Below are 19,424 nucleotides of genomic sequence, written 5' to 3' on the forward strand. Positions count from 1 at the left end.
GGCGGCGCGTAGCTCTAGATGTCGTGCTTGCGAATGTTCTTCAGCATCTTCTGCAATGTCGCGATCAGCGCTGCATATTCGGCATCGTCGACATCGTCGAACATGGCCTCGAAAGCGTCATGCATGGCCGGCCAGGCACGGGTGAACTCGGTGCGGCCCTCGTCGGTCAGGAACACATGGCGGATGCGGCTGTCGCTAACCCCCTGCTCGCGCCGCACAAGCCCCTGCCCCTCAAGCGTGTCGAGCGTGCGGCTCAAGGTCGACTGCTCGATCACCGTATAGACCGAGAGGTCGTTGACGGTGACGCCGTCGGTGACCGACAGCACCGCAAGCGCCCGCACCTGCGAAATGGTCAGGCCCTGCTTGCGGAAATCGTCGCGCAAGGTGGCGTTGTAGCGGCCCATGATGCGGTTCATCAGATAGGGCGCGAATTGCTGCAGGCCGATCTGACCCAAGGTCGATATGCGCTGGCGCTTTTCCGCGATTTTCTGCTCCATCATAGTCTCCCCGCCAGGAGAAAGCCGGAGCCGCCGCCGAGGCCCGCGCCCGGATGGGTCGAGGCGCCGATATGGTAGAGGTTCTTGATGCCGGTCTGGTGATTGCGGCTGGTCTTGAACGGTCGCCACAGGAAGGACTGGTCGACGGTCGAGGACCCGCCATAGGGGTCGCCGCCGACCAGATTGATGTTCATCGCTTGGAGATCGGCAGGCGAATAGGCGCGGCGCGCGATGACGCTGTCCTTGAAGCCATCGATATGACTGGCAAGGATCGCTTCGGCGCGATCGGCATAGGCCTCGCGCAGCGCGTCGGTCCATTGCCCGTCCGCCGGCGCCTGCAGCTTGCCGGCGGCATCACCCTTGATGTGACGGGGAGCCTCGGGCAGTTGCAGCCACAGGATCGCCTTGCCTTGCGGGCAGCGCGAGGGATCGAGCGCGTGCGGCTGGCCGACGCAGATGGTCGGCACTTCGGGCAGCATGCCGCGCGTCGCCTCGTTGCAGGCCTTCGACACACCGTCCAACCCAGGCGTCAGATGCAGCAGCGCCACCTTGTCCAACCCCTGGCCCCGCCATGAAGGCGGCTTGTCGAGGGCATAGTGGATCTGGAAATTGCCTTTGCCGTAGCGGTATTTTTGCGTCGCCTCGATGTCATTCCTGGGGCTGTCGCTGCCGAGCAGCCGACCGTAAAGCTGCGTTGGCGTGACCGAGCAGATGACGCTCTTCTTCGCATTGACGGTCTCGCCCGAGGCCAATCGCACTCCGGTGGCGCGACCTTCGGTCAGGATGATCGAGGCAACGTCGGCCTCGGTGGAGATGACCCCGCCGCGCTCTTTGACAAGCGCCTCGAACGCCGACAGCAGGTTCTTCGCCCCGCCCTTGACGATCGGCGCGCCCGCAGCCTCCAGCGCGAAGGCGATGACCTTGGCGATCTGGCCGGAGAAAGCATCTTCCGGCCCAAGTCCGGCATGCAGCACCCACGGTGCCCACAGCGCGCGTATGGTTTCGGACCGATAGGTGCTTTCCAGCCATCCGCGCGCCGGCACCAGCGCATCGCCGAGAAAGGCGGCCAGCCCGCGCGGGCTCCGCCGCCAGGCATCACCGGCGAGCAGCTTCATTGTCGGATAAGACCAAAGGCTGCCGCCGAGCAGGCCGAACAGCAGCCCGGCATTGCGCTCGATGCCGCCGACATCCTCGGCGTGCCGGTCGCCGTCGCCTGCGGCGATCGCATTGAAGGCGGCGATGTTGGCGGCGCGGTCGGTGCTGAGCACGGCATGGCTGCCGTCGGGCCGCAGCACCCCCGTCGGGGTGGCCGCGTGACAGAACTCCAGGCCATGCCGGGCCAAGTCCTTGCCCAGCGCCGCGTAAGCCGGCGAGGTAATGAACAGCACGAATGTCGTCGCCATCACATCATGGATGAAACCGGGCGCGGTGATTTCCTCGGTGCGCATGCAGCCGCCAATGCGGTCGTTGCGCTCCAGCACGAGTACCTTTGCGCCCTTGCCGCCCAGCATCGCCGCGCAGACCAGCGCGTTGATGCCGCTGCCGACGATGATGTGGTCGGGGGCGTTCATTGGCGGTGGCTTTTCGTCGGCGGGTGGGATTCAATTGCGTGGGACAGCGCTCTACGGCGCCCCCCTCTGCCCTGCCGGGCATCTCCCCCACAAGGGGGGAGATTGGCCGTCATCTCGGCTTTCGCCAATTTCCAACGTCGCAGGATGGTATGCGGCGCCCGAGCCGCCAATCTCCCCCCAAGTGGGGGAGATGCCCGGCAGGACAGAGGGGGGCGCCGTAGGGCGCGAGTGCCGCCAACCTGCCTCCCTATCGCATCGCCCGCGCGCATGATCTTCTCCCGAAGATCCACTTCGCCCTATTTGCCCGGCACCAGCGCCAGGGCGCGGATCGGGCTGCCGGTGCCGTGCTCGATCTTGAGCGGCGCGGCGATCAGGATGGCCCCCTTCGGCGGCAACTGGTCGAGGTTGCACAGGCTGGCCAGGCCGTAGCGGTTGGCCTTGTGCATCAGCGTGTGGGCCGGGAATGGCGGCTCCATGCCGCCGGCCTTGCCGGCATCGGTGCCGATCGTCTCCGAGCCCCAGCCCTTGATGTCCTTGCTGATCAGGAACTGGATTGCTTCCGCCGTCGGGCCGGGCGTGTGTGGGCCGGTCTCGTTGGCGTTGAGGAATTCGGCTTCCGAGCCGTTGCGCTTGTACCAGTCGGTGCGCATCACCACCCATTCGCCTGATTTGATGGCGCCATGCTTGGCTTCCCACGCCTTGATGTGATCGACGGTGAGCAGGAAATCATGGTCTGCGGCGGCTTCCTTGGAGCAGTCGATGACATTGACCGGACCAATAAAGTTCTGCGCCGGAATGGTGTCGGTGGCGCCATCCGGATAATCCTTGCCGCTGATCCAGTGCTGCGGCGCGTCGAAATGCGTGCCCGAGTGTTCGCCGAGCTTCAGCCAGTTCCAGGCCCACCAGGGACCATTCTTGTCGTAACGGGAGATGTTATGGATCTCGACCTTCGGCGTGTCGACGGCAAGTTCCGGCGGCAGCTTGATCAGCGGCGTGTCAGGACCGAGCGGCGCCGACAGGTCGACCACCTTGATGGCGCCTGAAAGAAGCTGGCCGGCGAATTCGCCGAGGAGTTGTTGCGTGTCCATGGTCTCTGTTCCCTCTTGTCTGATGTGCTGAAGGCTCGTTTCGGCCCTTAATATCCTACTAGACGAAAACATATGCATCTGCAATTATCTTTAAGCATAAAGGAAATGGGTGCGGGGCGTGAGCGAGTTCGACGCCATCTTTGTCGGGGCGGGCCACAACAGTCTGGCTTGCGCCGCGCATCTGGCACTCAAAGGCTGGAAAACCGGGGTTTTTGAGCGCAGTGCAACGATCGGCGGCGCCGTCCAGACCCGCGAGTTCACGCTGCCGGGTTTTCGGCACGATTTCGGTGCGATGAATCTGAGCCTGTTCGCCGGCTCGGCCTTCCACCGGAAATATGCAAATGAATTGAACGCCCACGGGCTGGAATTCGCGCCGGTCGCCGACTGTTTCGCCAGCGCCTTCCCGGACGGACGCTGGTTCGGCGTCAGCAACGATCTGGAAAAGACGGCCGCGCGCATGGCTGCCTTCTCCGCCGCCGATGCCGCCACGTGGCGCAAGCTGGTCGCCGCCTTCCCGGCGGAAGCAGAGCATCTGTTTCGCCTCTTGGGGTCACCGATGAGCGCCCGCGCCCTTGCCGGCACGGTGTGGAACCTTTGGCGCAAGAAGGGCCTTACCGGCGCGCTCGATACCGGGCGCCTGCTGCTTTCCTCGCCCCGCGCGTGGCTGGAGGAGACTTTCGAGTCGCCCCATGTGCGGGCGACGCTCGCCACCTGGGGCATGCATCTCGACTTTGCGCCCGACATCGCAGGCGGTGCCGTGTTCCCTTATCTGGAATCCATGGCCAACCAGAGTTTCGGCATGGTGCTGGGCAAGGGCGGCGCCCACACCATCATTCGTGCCTTATCGGGGATGGTCACGGGCGCCGGCGGCAAGATCTTCACCAACGCCGAGGTGGCCGAAATCACGGTTTCGGCCGGCAAGGCGACGGGTGTGCGGCTCAAGTCCGGTGAGACGCACACGGCCACCAGGGCGGTCATTGCCGGCGTTGCACCCAAGGCGTTGGCCGGCACGCTTTTGCCCAACGGTTCCGGCGACGCCGGCTTCGACACGGCGATGCAAAAATTCCGCCACGCGCCGGGCACCATGATGATCCATCTGGCGCTGGACGATCTGCCGGACTGGCGCGCCGGCGCCGAGTTGCGGCAGTTCGCCTATGTGCATCTGTCACCGTCGCTCGACGCCATGTCGCGCACCTATCAGCAGGCGATGGCGGGCGTGCTGCCGGACGAGCCGGTGCTGGTCCTCGGCCAACCAACCGCGGTCGATCCGTCGCGCGCGCCTCAAGGCAAGCATGTGCTGTGGGTGCAGGTGCGCATGCTGCCGGCAGAAATCCTTGGCGACGCCGCCGGCAAGATCACGCCCGCGCATTGGGATCAGGTCAAGGATCGCTATGCCGAGCGCGTGCTCGACATCGTCGAAACCTACGCGCCCGGCCTGCGAGCCAAGATCCTTGGCCAGGCCGTATTCTCGCCCATCGACCTCGAGCGCGAGAACCCGAACCTCGTCGGCGGCGACCAGGTTTGTGGTAGCCACCACCTGGCACAGAATTTCCTGTTTCGCCCGGCACGCGGCTACGCCGGTTGGAACACGCCTGTGGCCAATCTGCATCTCACCGGTGCCGCCACATGGCCGGGCGCCGGCACGGGTGCCGCCTCGGGCTTCATGCTGGCGCAACAGCTTGGCGGGAGGTAGCAGCCGAAAGGCATTGGGGTGGAGCAAGGCAAGGTACGGTTGCCCAGGGAACCCACTGATCAAACAACGAAGCCGTGCACGGAAAACAGAAAAACCAACAAGGGGAACGACCATGACAATCAACAGACGCAAATTGCTCGGATACGGTGCCGCCGCACTCGGGGCGACGGCCATCGGCCTGCCGAAGATCGCCGGGGCGGCGGCCGGCGAACTGACCATCGCCTACAATGTCAACCTGCCGTCCTGGGATCCGACCACCGGACCTTCGGCGGTCAACCCGACCATCCAGGGCCTCTACCAGTCGGTGTTCGATCAGTTCATCCCGCAGAAGCCGGACCTGTCCTTCGCGCCGGGGCTGCTCACCGAGTGGGGCTGGAATGACGACCGCACCAAGATCATGATGACGGTGCGCGAGGGCGTAACCTGGCATGACGGCTCGCCGTTCACGCCCGAGGACGTGGTCTGGTCGTTGCAGCGGGCCGGCGATGAAAAGACCGGCAACCCGATCCAGTTCGTGTGGAAGAACGTCAACAACTTCAAGATCGAGGGCAACAAGATCACGGGCGATGTCGTGCAGTTCGACCCGGTCTACTTCAAGTGGATGTCGTTCCTCACGGGCTACATCATGCCGAAGGCCTATTACGAGAAGGTGGGCGCCGAAGGTTTCGAAAAGGCTCCGATCGGCACCGGCCCGTACATGGTCGAGAAGTTCGAACGCAACGCCTTCCTGCGGCTGAAGGCCAATCCGAAGTACTGGGGCGGCAAGCCGGCATTCGAGAACGTGACGATCAAATTCGTCACAGACGCGGCGAGCCGTGTCGCCGAAATCGAGTCCGGCTCCTCGCAGGTGACGCTCGAGATTCCCTATGAGGAGTATGACCGCCTGATCGCCAAGGACGGTCTTGCCGGCTCGATCAAGAATGTTTCCGACATCGGCATGATCTTCTTCAACGACGTCGAGGCGATGCTGGACAAGAACGTGCGCCAGGCAGCCGTCATGGCGGTCGACAAGGAGCTTCTGGTCAAGCGGCTGCTGCGCGGCTACGGCCAGCCGCTCGCCACGCTGGAAACGCCGGAATACGCGGCCTACGACGCGTCGATCAAGGTCGAGCACAATCCGGAAAAGGCCAAGCAATTGCTGGCCGCTTCCGGCTATTCGCCGGAAAAGCCGGTCAAGTTCACCATCCAGACGACCAAGGGCTTCAAGCCCAAGGACTACGAGATGATCCAGGCGATCGTCGGCATGTGGCGCAAGGTCGGCATCGAGGCGACGATCGAGGTCTACGAGATCGCCAAGCACTACGAACTGCGCGCCGCCGACAAGCTGGCGCCGGCGGCCTTCTACAACTGGGGCAATGCCATCGGCGACCCGACCACCTCGACCGGTTTTGCCATGTATGGTCCGAGCCCGCACTCGGTGTGGGACAGCCAGGATCTGATCGACATGATCAACCCGCTGTGGGGTGAGAAGGACGAGGCCAAGCGCATCGCCGGCTGGAAGGCGGTGGACAAATATATCGCCGAGCAGGCCTATGTGCTGCCGCTGATGCAGTACGCGCAGCCAATCGTTCATGCCAAGGGTGTCAACGTCGTCCAGCATGTGTCCGGCGCGCTGCTACCGGCCCTGATGACCCCGGCCTAATATCGGCCCGGGTTTGCCGCGCGCCGTCCATAGCGACGGCGCGCATCTTCTTTCGGCATACGAGCCTCCGGGCTCCAGCAAAGATTTACATGCTCCTGCAACGATTCCTGATCCGTCTTTTGACGATGCTGATCACGCTGTTCGGCGTGGCCGTCGTCGTCTTCGTCGTGATCCGCATCGCTCCCGGCGATCCGATCGCCATGATGCTGCCGCCCGGCGCGACCGATGTCGACATCGCCCGGCTGCGGGCGCTCTACGGCCTCGACAAGACGATTGTCGAGCAGTTCTTCATCTGGCTGTCCGGCGTCGTCAAAGGCGATTTCGGCACCTCGATCTCGCTGCGGCAAGACGTGCTCGGGCTTGTCTTCAACCGGCTGCCGGCAACGCTGGAACTCGCCATCGTCGCGCTTATCATGGCGGTGGCGATCGGGGGGACGACGGCCATCCTCGGCGCCCGCGAACGAGGCACGGCGGTGGAAGCCGGCATCGACATCGCCAGCGGGGCGGCACTTTCCATTCCCGACTTCCTCTGGGGCCTGGTGCTGATCCTGCTGTTCGGGGTGCTGGTGCCGATCTTCGACATTTCCGGCCGGGTCTCGCCGCAACTCGACCTGCCCTTCGTCAGCCAGTTCTATCTGTTCGAAAGCTTGCTTCGGCTCCGCCTCGATCTCACATGGGATCTCCTGAAGCACATGCTTATGCCGGCAGTGGCGTTGGCATTGCCGCTGGCGGCGATCATCTCGCAGCTACTGAAACAATCGCTGAAGGAAGTGCTCGACCTCGACTATGTCGTGCTGGCGCGGGTGAAGGGTTTTTCGGAAACGCAGGTCATCCTGCGCGAGGCGCTGAAGAATGCCGCCCTGCCCACGCTGACGCTGGTCGGCGTGCAGTTCACCTTCCTGATCGGGGGCACGGTCATCGTCGAGCGGCTGTTTTCCTATGAGGGTCTCGGCAACATGGCGATCGACGCGGTCATCAACCGCGACCTGCCGCTGATCCAGGGCATCGTGCTGGTCTTCGCGCTGTTGTTCGTGCTGATCAATCTCGCGGTGGATATGATGTACGCCCTGCTCAATCCGAGGCTGCGCCATGGATGAGAGCCGCATCTCGAGACACGGCTCAAGCGCCAGGCTTTGGCTGGCCGGCGGCTGGCTGCTGCTGGTGCTGCTGGCGGCGATCCTGGCGCCGCTGGTCGCGCCGCGGGACCCGCTCGCGCAGGATCTTATGCTCGAGCGTTTGCCGCCGTTCTGGCTCGATGGCGCGGAGCCCGGCTATTGGCTGGGCACCGACAGCCTCGGCCGGGATCTCTTGTCACGCCTGATCTTCGGCGGGCGCATCGCCTTCATCGTTGCGTTCGCCGCCGCCAGCGCCGCCTGCCTTGTCGGCTCGACCCTGGGCTTGATCGCTGGCTATTTCGGCGGCTGGGCCGACCGCATCATCTCGCGCATCGTCGATGTCTGGATGGCATTCCCGCCGGTGCTGTTCGCCATCCTTTTGGTTGCCGTGCTCGGCACGGGTTTGAGCTCTGTCATCCTGGCGATCGCGATCATCGACTGGACGCGTTTCTGCCGGGTCATCCGCGCCGAGGCGATGGGCCAGTCGCGCATGGACTATGTCGAGAACGCCCGCATCGCCGGCTATGGCCGCATCGGCATCATGCTGCGCGAAGTGCTGCCCAATGTGGTGCCATCGATCGTGGCGCTGCTGTCGCTGGAAATGGGCATCGCCGTCATCGTCGAGGCGATCCTGTCCTTCGTCAACCTGTCGATCTCGACCGACGACCCGACCTGGGGCGGCATCATCGCCGAGGGCCGGCTGTCGATCCACCAGGCCTGGTGGGTGCTGGTATTCCCGCTGATCACGCTGATCCTGACCGTGCTGTCGTTCAGCCAGTTCGGCGAGGCGCTGAAGACACGTTTCGATCCGGTGCTGCGATGAGCGCCTGTCTTGATATCAAGGAGTTGAGCGCCGTGCTGCCGAACGGCCAGCGCGTGCTGCGCTCGGTGTCGCTTGCCGTGCAGCCCGGCGAAGTGCGAGCACTGGTCGGTGAAAGCGGCGCCGGCAAGACGATGATCGGCAAGGCGGTACTTGGCGTCTTGCCGTCGAGCGTGCGCATCGTCGAGGGCGATATGCGGCTCGAGGGCGAAGACCTCGGCAAGCTCAACCCGAAGGCACGGCGCACGCTGATCGGCGCGCGCACCGCACTGATCCCGCAGGATCCGCTGACCGCGCTCAACCCGTCGCGCCGCATCGGCCCGCAAACGATCGACCGGCTGGTGCGCATCCTCGGCTGGAGCGGCGAGAGGGCCGAAACCCGCATCCGGCAATTGCTGGACGAGGTGCAGATCCGTGACCCCGACCGGGTACTGAAAAGCTACCCGCACGAGCTTTCCGGCGGCATGCGCCAGCGCGTGCTGATCGCCGCAGCCTTCGCCGCCGAGCCCCGGCTGATCGTCGCCGACGAGCCGACCACGGCGCTCGACGTCACCGTGCAGAAGCAGATCCTGCGGCTCATCGCTGCGTTGCAGCGCGAGCACGGCACGGCGATCCTGTTCGTCACCCACGACCTCGGCGTCGTCTCCAAGATCAGCCAGAAGGTCTCGGTGCTCTATGCCGGCAAGGTCGTGGAAGAGGCCGCAACAGCTGCCCTCTTCGCGGCACCGCAGCACCCCTACACACGGGCACTGATGGCGGCAACGCCGCGCTACACCGATCCCCTCGCCTCGCTAAAGCCGGTCGACGAGGCAGTGCTGGCCGGGCTTGCCGCGGAGATTGCGGCCGCGGACCAGGCGTGGAGGCGACCGCATGGCTGAGCCGCTGTTTTCCGTGCGCGGCCTGAAAGTCGCGCTGCCCGACATGACCCGCAAGCCGCTGATCGGCCGCGCGCCGCTGGCGGAAATCCTAAAAGGCCTGGACTTTGACCTGCCCAAGGGATCGGTGACCGGCATCGTCGGCGAGTCCGGATCCGGCAAGTCGACGCTCGGCCGTGCCCTGGTACGACTGCTGGAGCCCAGCGCCGGCAGCATCAGCTTCGAGCGCCTCGACATCACGCATCTGCCGGAGGCGGAGTTGCGGCCGCTGCGCCGCGATCTGCAGATGATCTTCCAGGATCCTATGTCGTCGCTCAACCCGCGCCGCACCATTGCCAGCATCATTGCCGCGCCGCTGAAGCAGAACGGGCTTGGCGACAATCTCAGGGACCGCGTGGCCGAGGCCTTGCAGCGCGTCGGCCTGCCGCAGAGCTTCGCCGGCCGCTACCGCCACGAACTGTCGGGCGGCCAGCGCCAGCGCGTCGGCATAGCGCGCGCGCTGGCGCTGGCGCCGAAATTCGTGCTGGCCGACGAGATCGTCTCCGGCCTCGACGTCTCGACGCAGGCGCAGATCCTCACCCTTCTGGAGAAACTGGCGGAGGAGATGGGGCTGACGGTCGCCTTCATCAGCCACGATCTGTCGGTCATCCGGCGGCTGTGCCGGCAGGTCATCGTCATGCGCGAAGGCAGGATCGTCGAAGCGAGCGCGACGGACGCTCTCTTCGAAAATCCCCGACAGACCTACACGCGCGACCTGATCGCGGCCATCCCACTGCCCGAAATCGACGACGGCTGGCTGGATATTCCTTCCGCTGCCAAGGCTCCGACATGAATGCATACGCACGCCGAAAAGCGGGCTCGGATGTGCGACCGGCCAATGACAAAGCCCCGCCAAATGGAGGAGAAACTGACATGAAGACAACAATTCGAAATGCAGCACTCGCTGCCGCCATCCTCGGCAGCACCGGTATGGCGGCAGCAAGCTCGATCCCCGGTATGCGCGGGCACGACCACACCGGCATCACGGTTCCCGACATGAAGCAGGCGGTCGATTTCTTCACCGACGTGGTCGGCTGCAAGAAGGCGATGTCGTTCGGCCCGTTCGCCGACGACAAGGGCACCTTCATGCAGGATCTTCTCGGCGTCGATCCGAAGGCTGTCATCGAGCAGGTCACCATGGTTCGCTGCGGCACGGGGTCGAATATAGAGCTGTTCAAATACACCGCGCCGGACCAGAAGGACCTGACACCGAAGAACAACGACATTGGCGGTTTTCACATCGCCTTCTATGTCGACGACGTCGCGGCGGCGAAAGCCTATCTCGAGGCCAAGGGCGTAAAGACCAGGTTGGGGCCGCTGCCGGTCAAGGAAGGACCCGCCGCCGGCCAGACCATCCTTTACTTCCAGGCGCCTTGGGGCTTGCAACTGGAAGCGATCAGCTATCCCGACGGCATGGCTTACGAGAAGAGTGCCGAGACGGTGCTGTGGAGCCCGAAGAACCCGGAAAAGTGACCCCACGGACCGCGCGTGCGGCGATGCGCGAGCGCGCGGTCCGCTATTTCGCATAATCGTTTCGGCATAAAACTTTAAGCTTGAAATATCTTGGCCCCGGCGCGATACTGAAATCAAGCAAGCGAAGAGGAGATCGCACAGATGAAGGTTGCGGTTCTCGGCGGCGGACCAGCCGGCCTTTACTTCGCCATTTCGATGAAGCTGAGGGACGCCGCGCACGATGTGACGGTTTTCGAGCGTAATCGCGCCGACGACACGTTCGGCTGGGGCGTCGTTCTGTCAGCCGAAACGCTTGAGAATCTGGCCAGGAACGATCCGGTCAGCGCCGTCTGGATCAAGAAGCATTTTGCGTATTGGGACGACATCGCCGTGGTCCATGACGGCGTGCGCACTGTATCCTCAGGCCACGGCTTCTGCGGCATCGGCCGCAAGCGGCTCTTGATCCTGTTGCAGCGGCGCGCACGCGAGCTCGGTGTCAAGCTGGTGTTCGAGACCGACATCGCCGATCCCCGGCCCTATATGGAGACGCATGACCTGGTCGTCGCCGCAGACGGGCTGAATTCCAGGGCGCGCAACAGCTTCGTCGACATCTTCAAGCCCGACATCGACACGCGCAAATGCAAGTTCGTGTGGCTCGGCACCCACCAGAAATTCGACGACGCCTTCACCTTCATCTTCGAAAAGACCGAGCATGGCTGGGTGTGGGCGCACGCCTACCAGTTCGACAGCGACACCGCGACCTTCATCGTCGAGTGCAGCGAACAGACCTGGGCCGCCTTCGGCTTCGGCGCCATGACGCAGCAGGAATCCATCGCCGTCTGCGAGCGCATCTTCGAAAAGCATCTTGGCGGCCACAAGCTGATGACCAATGCCAACCACATCAGGGGTTCGGCCTGGATCAATTTCCCGCGCGTGCTGTGCGAGCGCTGGTCGTTTGAGAATCTGGCGCTGATGGGCGACGCGGCGGCCTCAGCCCATTTCTCGATCGGCTCCGGCACCAAGCTGGCGCTGGAAAGCGCTGTCGCGCTGGCCGAGTATGTCGAAACCGAACCGGACCTAAAGGCCGCCTTCCGCAAATATGAGGACGCGCGCCGCACCGAGGTGCTGAAGCTGCAGTCGGCGGCGCGCAACTCGCTCGAATGGTTCGAGGAGGTCGAGCGTTATCTCGGCCTCGATCCGGTGCAGTTCAACTATTCGCTGCTGACCCGCTCGCAGCGCATCAGCCACGAAAACCTGCGGCTGCGCGACGCGGAGTGGCTTGAAAGCGCGGAGGAGTGGTTCCAGCGCCAGGCGGGCGCCGGCGCCAACAGACTCCGTCGCGCCCCGATGTTCGCGCCCTTCCAGCTGCGCGACATGCGGCTCAACAACCGCGTGGTCGTGTCGCCGATGGCACAATACAAGGCTGTCGACGGCTGCCCGACGGACTGGCATTTCACGCACTATGCCGAGCGTGCCAAGGGCGGCGCCGGGCTCATCTATATCGAGATGACCTGCGTCAGTCCGGAAGGGCGGATCACGCCCGGCTGCCCGGGCTTCTATGCGCCCGAACATGAGATGGCGTGGAAACGGCTGGTCGGCTTCGTCCATGCCGAGACCGAAGCGAAGATCTGCGCGCAGATCGGCCATTCCGGCGCCAAGGGCTCGACACGGGTTGGTTGGGAAGGCACCGACGTGCCGCTGGCGGCGGGCAACTGGCCCGTCATGGCGGCATCGGCGGTGGCGTGGTCACCTGAGAATCAGGTGCCGAAGGCGATGGACCGCGCCGACATGGACAGAGTGCGCGACGGGTTCGTGGCTTCGGCTGAGATGGCCGACCGCTGCGGCTTCGACATGCTCGAGATCCACGCCGCGCACGGCTATCTCCTGTCGTCCTTCATCACGCCGGTCACCAACCGGCGCACGGATGCGTATGGCGGTTCGCTGGAAAACCGCATGCGATATCCCCTTGAAATCTTTCGCGCCGTACGCGCCGCCTGGCCGGCGCAGAAGCCGATCTCAATGCGCATTTCGGCCAATGACTGGGTCGGCATCGAAGGCGTAACACCCGCCGACGCCGTCGAGATCGCGCGGCTGTTGCATGAGGCCGGCGTCGACATTTGCGACGTCTCGGCAGGACAAACTTCGGTGCTGGCAAAGCCGGTCTATGGCCGCATGTTCCAGACGCCGTTTTCCGACCGCATCCGCAACGAGGTCGGCATGGCGACGATGGCGGTCGGCAACATCTATGAGCCGGACCATGTCAATTCGATCCTGATGGCCGGCCGCGCCGACCTGGTGGCGCTGGCACGGCCGCATCTTGCCGATCCCTACTGGACGCTGCATGCGGCGGTGGCGCTCGGCGACCGTGGCGTGAAATGGCCGGATCCTTATCTGCCGGGGCGCGACCAGATCTACCGACTGGCCGAACGCGACGCCGCAGCGGGGCTGAAAGTATGACGGCCGCCGCGATGATCGCCGGCAGCCATGCCCTTGTCACCGGCGGCGGGTCTGGTGTCGGCCGAGCGATCGCTCTGGCGCTGGCTGGTGCCGGCATCGACGTCACCATATGCGGCCGCCGCGAGGCGGAGCTGGCCAAGGTGGCTGGCGAAAGCAAAGGCGTTTTCGCCATCACTGCCGATGTCACCAATGAGGCGGCGATGGCATCGCTTTACGAGACGGCGGAGGCCGCGCGCGGGCCGTTCGACATCGTCGTCGCCAATGCCGGCATGGCGGGCAGCACGCCGGCGCACAAGACCACGCTGGCCGACTGGCAGCGGACGCTGGACGTCAACCTGACCGGCGCTTTCCTGACGGTGAAGCCGGCGCTCGCCGGCATGGCCGCGCGCAAGGCGGGCCGCATCGTCTTCATCGCGTCTACCGCCGGACTGAAAGGCTACGCCTATGTCGCGCCTTACGTGGCGGCCAAGCATGGCGTCGTCGGCCTGATGCGGGCGCTGGCTGCCGAGACGGCGAAATCCGGCGTGACCGTCAATGCGGTGTGCCCGGGGTTTGTCGAGACGGACATGTTGGACGAGTCCATCGAGCGGATCGTGGAAAAAACCGGCCGCTCGACTGAACAGGCGCGGGCGAGCCTTGCCGCGACCAATCCGCAAGGCCGCTTTATCCAGCCGCAGGAAATTGCCGCGGCCGTGCTGTGGCTGTGCGGCGATGCGGCAGCGTCGATCACCGGACAGGCAATTTCGATCTCAGGAGGCGAAACATGGTAGCCGGCCCCCTGCCCGCGCCGTCGGGACCCGGCAAGGACCGCTTGCGGCTGTGGATCAGGCTGCTGCGCGCCTCGCGCACGATCGAGGCCGAACTGCGCGAGCGCCTGAAGAAGGAATTCAACACGACGTTGCCGCGCTTCGACGTGATGGCCGCGCTCTACCGTGCGCCCGAAGGCATGCTGATGAGCGATCTGTCGCGCTTCCTGCTGGTGTCCAACGGCAATGTCACGGGCATCGTCGATCGGCTCGTATCCGAGGGGCTGGTCGCCCGCGCCCGCCGCAATGGCGACCGCCGCACCTCGATGGTGCGGCTGACGGATGAAGGCTCCAAATCCTTCGCCGTCATCGCTGCCGCTCACGAGGGCTGGGTCGGCGAATTGCTGGGCAAGGTGAGCGAGGACGACGCACGCCGGCTGACCGGCATGCTGACCTCGTTCCGCAGCAACTGGGAGGGACGCGAATGAGCAAGATGGCCGGCTTCAAGCCGAAGCATTTCCTCTGGCAGGTCGAAGGCCGGATCGCCAAGGTCCGGCTCGACCGGCCGGAGCGCAAGAACCCGCTGACCTTCGACAGCTATGCGGAACTGCGCGATACATTCCGCGACCTCGTCTATGCCGACGATGTCGATGCCGTGGTGTTCCTGTCCAATGGCGGCAATTTCTGCTCCGGCGGCGATGTCCACGACATTATCGGCCCGCTGGTCAAGATGGACATGAAGCAACTCCTGGCCTTCACCCGCATGACCGGCGATTTCGTGAAGGCGATGCTGAGTTGCGGCAAGCCGATCATCGCGGCGGTCGACGGCGTGGCGGTCGGCGCCGGCGCCATCATCGCCATGAGCTCCGACATCCGCATCGCCACGCCGGACGCCAAGACGGCATTCCTGTTCACCCGCGTCGGTCTTGCCGGCTGCGACATGGGAGCCTGCGCGATCCTGCCGCGCATCATCGGCCAGGGCCGCGCCGCCGAACTGCTCTACACCGGCCGCACCATGACGGCTGCCGAAGGCGAGCGCTGGGGGTTTTACAACAGGCTTGTAGAGGCGGCATCGCTCGAGGCCGACGCGCTCGACATGGCGGCGCGCATCGTCTCCGGCCCGACCTTCGCCCACGGCATTACCAAGACGCAGTTGAACCAGGAATGGTCGATGGGCCTTGACCAGGCGATCGAGGCGGAAGCTCAGGCGCAAGCGATCTGCATGCAGACGCGCGATTTCGAGCGGGCGTACAAGGCGTTCGTTGCCAAGGAAAAGCCGGTGTTCGAGGGGAATTGAGGATGAGCGGGTGGATGGAGACGTTGGCGGGACAGCGCCCCCCTCTGGCCTGCCGGCCATCTCCCCCTCTAGGGGGGAGATTGGCAGCTTCGGCGGCGGCAGCCATCCTGCGGCGCAGGCGATTCGCGAAAGCCGAGGTGAGGATCGATCTCCCCCTTAGAGGGGGAGATGTCCGGCAGGACAGAGGGGGGCGCCGTAGAGCACGGACTCTGGAGAATAGCGGAGGCAGAAATGCCTGACCGCTCCTTCCTCGACTGGCCCTTCTTCGAAGACCGTCATCGCGAACTGGCCGAGCACCTCGAGGCATGGTGCGCGAAGAACCTACCCGTCGATCACCATGACGTCGACGCCGCCTGCCGCGAGCTGGTGCAAAAACTCGGCCGGGACGGCTGGCTGAAGCCGACGGCGCTCGACACCGGCAATCCCGGGCCGCTTGACGTGCGGACCTTGTGCATCACGCGCGAGACGCTGGCGCGGCATGACGGGCTCGCCGATTTCGCCTTCGCTATGCAGGGGCTTGGCACCGGAGCGCTCAGCCTGTTCGGCACGCCGCAACAGCAGCAATGGCTTTTGAAGACGCGCGCCGGCAAGGTCATTTCCGCCTTTGCGCTGTCGGAGCCGCGCTCGGGATCGGATGTCGCCAATATGGAGATGACAGCGACCCGCGATGGTTACGGCTATGTCCTGTCGGGCGAAAAGACCTGGATCTCCAATGGCGGCATCGCCGATCTCTATGTCGTCTTTGCCCGCACAGGCGAGGCACCCGCCGCCAAGGGGCTATCAGCCTTCATCGTGCCCGGGGACAGCAAGGGCCTCGGCATCGCGGAGCGCCTGGAAGTCATAGCGCCGCATCCGCTGGCACGACTGTCTTTCGATCAGGTCCGCCTGCCCGCCTCGGCGCTGATCGGCAAACCGGGCGACGGCTTTCGCATCGCCATGTCGGTGCTCGACGTGTTCCGCTCGACCGTCGGCGCGGCGGCACTCGGCTTTGCGCGCCGCGCGCTCGATGAAAGCATCAAGCGGGTGGCCGAACGCAAGCTGTTCGGCGCGCCGATGACCGAGCTGCAGATGGTGCAGGGCCATATCGCCGACATGGCGCTCGACGTCGATGCCGCGGCGCTTTTGGTCTACCGTGCCGCCTGGACCAAGGACATGGGCGCGGCGCGGGTAACGCGCGAGGCGGCGATGGCCAAACTGTTCGCCACCGACAAGGCGCAGGAGGTGATCGACAAAGCGGTGCAACTGCATGGCGGCGACGGCGTCCGCAAGGGTCACATCGTCGAAAGCCTGTATCGCGAGATCCGCGCGCTGCGCATCTATGAGGGTGCTTCCGACGTGCAGAAGGTGGTGATCGCGCGACAGGTGATGGGGGCGGCCTGACTCCGGTCACGTCAAGGTTTGGACGGTTTCGAACGCGGATATTGCGGAGAGTTTGAAATGCACGAGATTCTGCAGCCGGATGGCTGGGCCAAGCCGGTCGGTTACTCCAATGGCGTAGCGGCTCGCGGGCGGCTTGTCTTCGTCGGCGGACAGGTCGGCTGGAATGGGCAGTGCCAGTTCGAGACCGACGATTTCGTCAGCCAGGTGCGGCAGACGCTTCAAAATATCGTCGCGGTGCTGGCGGAGGCCGGAGCTGAGCCGCGGCACATCACGTCAATGACGTGGTATTTCACCGATAAGAGCGAATATCTGGCCAATCTCAGGGGTATAGGCGAGGCCTATCGCAAGGTGATCGGCCGGCATTTCCCGGCGATGGCCGCGATGCAGGTGATGGCACTGGTCGAGGACCGAGCCAAGGTGGAGATCCAGGCCACCGCGGTTATTCCGGAATAATCGGCCGTCGCTTCGTCATCCTGGGTGCAGCAAGGAGCGTAGCGATACGGCGCAGACCCCAGGATGAGAAATCAGGAAGGCGTCGGCCAGACTATTTTCCGCGAAGGCCGGCCTGCTCCAGCAGCGGCAGCACGTGATCGCAGAAATAGGGGAGTTCCTGCGTGTAGTTGACGAAGGACAGCGCAATGCCCTGGTAGCCATGCCCGGCAATGGCGACCATATCGGCGGCGATCGTTTCGGGCGTTCCGACCAAGGGATAGGTGCCGGCGCCGCCGGCGAAACGCTGGCGATAGCGGTCATAGGCATACGGGTCGTGCGACCGCGAGAATTCCTTTTTGCCGGCCATATGGGCATCGACCGCCTCACGGTCGGCCAGATCGACGGCATAGCGTGTGTAATAGGCCTGCGCCTCCTCCATCGTCGGCCGGCAGACGACATGCGCCACGGTGTAGACGCCGACCTCGCGGCCAGCCTTGTCGGCCCGCTCACTGATATCGGCGACATGTTTGCCGGCATCGGCCATCTCGGAAAAGGTCGTGAACAGATAGTCACATCTGGCGGCAGCGAAATCGCGGCCCGGACCGCCGAAAGCCGCGTTCATCGTCACCGGTCGCGGAACTTGCAGGCTGGCCGGCCGGCTCACGGCTTCCTTGAGACGATAATAAGTGCCCTCATAGTCGAGAGGTTCAGCCGACGCATAAAGCCTTTCCAAAATTTCGATCCATTCGGCGGCCTGATCATACCCCTTCTCGACCAGCGGCGTGCCGAACATGCCGAATTCCTTCGGGTTCCAGCCGCAGACGATGTTGAGGCCGGCACGGCCCTGGCTGATATGATCGACCGTCGCCAGCGCCTTGGCGGCGTAGAGCGGATGCACGAGCGGCACATGCACGGTCATGAACAGCCCGATCTGCTCGGTGGCCACACTGAGCGCCGCCGCCCAGGTGAAGGTCTCGAACGACCATTCGCGCACCCTGTTGCGGCCGCCAAAGCCGCGCCAGCGCGCGATCGGCAGCAGGAATTCCAGCCCCGCCCGGTCGGCGATCTGCGCCGCCGTCAGATTATCCTGCCAGCTTGCCGTCCAGCGTTCAGGCACATCCGATATGGCAAGGCCGCCATCGGCATTGGTCGAGAAGACGCCGAGCTTCAGTCTGTTTGGGCCGTGCAGGGGATGCGCTTTGATCATGTCCGGAACTCGCGGCGGGAGATCGACACGCTAGGCTCGCGCGAAAATATTTCAAGCCTGAAATAGCTTCGCCTCGCCGCTGTTTGCGGATATGAATTCCGGCACGACAACAAGGGGATGGAACGATGAGCGGGTTTCGCCACAAATGCATCGGCAGGGAAAGCCTCGTCGGTTCCTTTGCCGCCATTCCGCATCCCGTTGCGGTTGAGGTGATGGCGCAGTCCGGTCTCGATTTTCTCTGCATCGATTGGGAACATGCCCAGATTTCGCGCGACATGATCGAGGCGATGGTGCGCGCGGCCGACATCCATCGCGTGCCGGCCATGGTGCGCGTGCCCGGCCATGCACCGGAAGCGATCGCCGCGGCATTGGACAGCGGCGCGCAAGGCGTGCTCGTCCCGCGCGTCTCGACCGCCGCCCAGGCGCAGGCGGCGGTGAAGGCCTCGCGTTATCCGCCGACCGGCGAGCGCGGCGTCGGGCCCGGGCGGGCCGCCGGCTATGGCTACCGCATCTCCGAATATCTCGCTCAGGCCAATGACAGCATCGTCGTGGCGGTTCAGGTCGAGACATCGGAAGGGCTGGCCAATATCGAGGCGATCGCCGCCGTCGAGGGCGTCGACGTGATTTTCGTCGGGCCCGGCGATCTCTCCGTATCGATCGATGCGATCGGCCCCAAAGGCGCCGACAAGCTCGCGCAAGCGATCCGCAGGATCATCGATGCGACAATCGCGCATGGCAGGACATCCGGGATCTTCTGCGCGAAGCCGCAGGATGTCGCCCGATGGGCAGCACTCGGCGCCAGTTTCTTCATCCTGGCCAGCGACACGATGCTTCTGGGGGCTGGCGCTGCTGCCGGCAAAGCCGGCGCGGATGCCGAACTGGGCAGGAGCGGCCGCAGCTAGCGCTATCGAAAGGTATGCCAGGCGCCGCCGCCGCCAACTTTTTAAGCTTAAAACTTTTGCCTTGAAAACTGCCGCGGTTTGGATAAGCATTCCTCGATCGATGGCGACTGCCGTTCCGGACGGGCTTGCCGGATATCCATCGTGGTGCATCGGGTGGGATCAAAGGGTTTCAGTCCTTGTCGTTCATGCTGCCCCCAGTCATCCTCCGACA

18 protein-coding genes are annotated in these 19,424 nt (G+C 64.4%); 14 read left to right on the plus strand and 4 right to left on the minus strand.

Annotated features, from left to right (window positions below):
- Positions 1–14: 14 nt before the first annotated feature.
- The 3 genes from FJ986_RS09555 to FJ986_RS09570 form a co-directional block, all read right to left on the minus strand.
- The gene (locus FJ986_RS09555) at positions 15–497 is read right to left on the minus strand and encodes a MarR family transcriptional regulator (RefSeq protein ID WP_140496955.1); all 483 of its coding nucleotides are present in this window, start codon (positions 495–497) and stop codon (positions 15–17) included.
- Positions 497–2,068: an NAD(P)/FAD-dependent oxidoreductase gene (locus FJ986_RS09560; protein ID WP_140674097.1), complete on the minus strand. Its 1,572-nt coding sequence runs from the start codon at positions 2,066–2,068 to the stop codon at positions 497–499. Before FJ986_RS09560 ends, FJ986_RS09555 begins: the two co-directional genes overlap by 1 nt.
- Positions 2,069–2,364: 296 nt before the next feature.
- Positions 2,365–3,156, minus strand: coding sequence for a cyclase family protein (locus tag FJ986_RS09570; protein ID WP_140674099.1), 792 nt, complete (start codon positions 3,154–3,156; stop codon positions 2,365–2,367).
- A gap of 118 nt (positions 3,157–3,274) precedes the next feature.
- Between FJ986_RS09570 and FJ986_RS09575 the strand changes: the two genes are divergently transcribed.
- From FJ986_RS09575 to FJ986_RS09640, 13 genes are all read left to right on the plus strand, one after another.
- Positions 3,275–4,849, plus strand: coding sequence for an NAD(P)/FAD-dependent oxidoreductase (locus FJ986_RS09575; RefSeq protein WP_140556777.1), 1,575 nt, complete (start codon positions 3,275–3,277; stop codon positions 4,847–4,849).
- Between the two features lie 112 nt (positions 4,850–4,961).
- Positions 4,962–6,491 (plus strand): ABC transporter substrate-binding protein, encoded by a 1,530-nt coding sequence (locus FJ986_RS09580; RefSeq protein ID WP_140674101.1) that lies wholly within the window; start codon positions 4,962–4,964, stop codon positions 6,489–6,491.
- A gap of 89 nt (positions 6,492–6,580) precedes the next feature.
- Entirely contained in the window at positions 6,581–7,588 is a 1,008-nt protein-coding gene (locus tag FJ986_RS09585) for an ABC transporter permease (protein WP_140564904.1), read from the plus strand.
- Positions 7,581–8,429: an ABC transporter permease gene (locus FJ986_RS09590; RefSeq protein ID WP_140496967.1), complete on the plus strand. Its 849-nt coding sequence runs from the start codon at positions 7,581–7,583 to the stop codon at positions 8,427–8,429. The genes FJ986_RS09585 and FJ986_RS09590 overlap by 8 nt, the downstream gene beginning before the upstream one ends.
- Positions 8,426–9,304 (plus strand): ABC transporter ATP-binding protein, encoded by an 879-nt coding sequence (locus tag FJ986_RS09595; protein ID WP_140674103.1) that lies wholly within the window; start codon positions 8,426–8,428, stop codon positions 9,302–9,304. The genes FJ986_RS09590 and FJ986_RS09595 overlap by 4 nt, the downstream gene beginning before the upstream one ends.
- Entirely contained in the window at positions 9,297–10,133 is an 837-nt protein-coding gene (locus tag FJ986_RS09600) for an ATP-binding cassette domain-containing protein (RefSeq protein WP_140556782.1), read from the plus strand. Before FJ986_RS09595 ends, FJ986_RS09600 begins: the two co-directional genes overlap by 8 nt.
- An 80-nt stretch (positions 10,134–10,213) precedes the next feature.
- Positions 10,214–10,813 carry a VOC family protein gene (locus FJ986_RS09605; RefSeq protein ID WP_140674105.1) on the plus strand — a complete coding sequence of 200 codons (600 nt, stop codon included), beginning with the start codon at positions 10,214–10,216 and terminating at the stop codon, positions 10,811–10,813.
- A gap of 141 nt (positions 10,814–10,954) precedes the next feature.
- Positions 10,955–13,249, plus strand: coding sequence for a bifunctional salicylyl-CoA 5-hydroxylase/oxidoreductase (locus FJ986_RS09610; protein WP_140629988.1), 2,295 nt, complete (start codon positions 10,955–10,957; stop codon positions 13,247–13,249).
- The gene (locus FJ986_RS09615; RefSeq protein WP_140523750.1) at positions 13,246–14,019 is read left to right on the plus strand and encodes an SDR family NAD(P)-dependent oxidoreductase; all 774 of its coding nucleotides are present in this window, start codon (positions 13,246–13,248) and stop codon (positions 14,017–14,019) included. The genes FJ986_RS09610 and FJ986_RS09615 overlap by 4 nt, the downstream gene beginning before the upstream one ends.
- A complete protein-coding gene (locus FJ986_RS09620; RefSeq protein ID WP_140513060.1) occupies positions 14,013–14,483 on the plus strand; it encodes a MarR family transcriptional regulator in 471 nt (156 codons plus the stop codon). Before FJ986_RS09615 ends, FJ986_RS09620 begins: the two co-directional genes overlap by 7 nt.
- The gene (locus FJ986_RS09625; protein WP_140649414.1) at positions 14,480–15,292 is read left to right on the plus strand and encodes an enoyl-CoA hydratase family protein; all 813 of its coding nucleotides are present in this window, start codon (positions 14,480–14,482) and stop codon (positions 15,290–15,292) included. Before FJ986_RS09620 ends, FJ986_RS09625 begins: the two co-directional genes overlap by 4 nt.
- Before the next feature lie 231 nt (positions 15,293–15,523).
- Complete coding sequence (locus tag FJ986_RS09635) at positions 15,524–16,672, plus strand: acyl-CoA dehydrogenase family protein (RefSeq protein ID WP_140674107.1); 1,149 nt, start codon at positions 15,524–15,526, stop codon at positions 16,670–16,672.
- Between the two features lie 57 nt (positions 16,673–16,729).
- Positions 16,730–17,125 carry a RidA family protein gene (locus FJ986_RS09640; protein ID WP_140674109.1) on the plus strand — a complete coding sequence of 132 codons (396 nt, stop codon included), beginning with the start codon at positions 16,730–16,732 and terminating at the stop codon, positions 17,123–17,125.
- A gap of 91 nt (positions 17,126–17,216) precedes the next feature.
- Here FJ986_RS09640 and FJ986_RS09645 read toward each other — a convergent pair whose 3' ends face one another.
- Positions 17,217–18,311: an LLM class flavin-dependent oxidoreductase gene (locus FJ986_RS09645; RefSeq protein ID WP_140674111.1), complete on the minus strand. Its 1,095-nt coding sequence runs from the start codon at positions 18,309–18,311 to the stop codon at positions 17,217–17,219.
- Between the two features lie 125 nt (positions 18,312–18,436).
- On the opposite strand from FJ986_RS09645, the gene FJ986_RS09650 reads away from it, so the two are divergent.
- Positions 18,437–19,213: an HpcH/HpaI aldolase/citrate lyase family protein gene (locus FJ986_RS09650; protein ID WP_140674113.1), complete on the plus strand. Its 777-nt coding sequence runs from the start codon at positions 18,437–18,439 to the stop codon at positions 19,211–19,213.
- Positions 19,214–19,424: the final 211 nt, after the last annotated feature.

This window comes from Mesorhizobium sp. B1-1-1 (genome assembly GCF_006442955.1).
Lineage (GTDB): Bacteria > Pseudomonadota > Alphaproteobacteria > Rhizobiales > Rhizobiaceae > Mesorhizobium.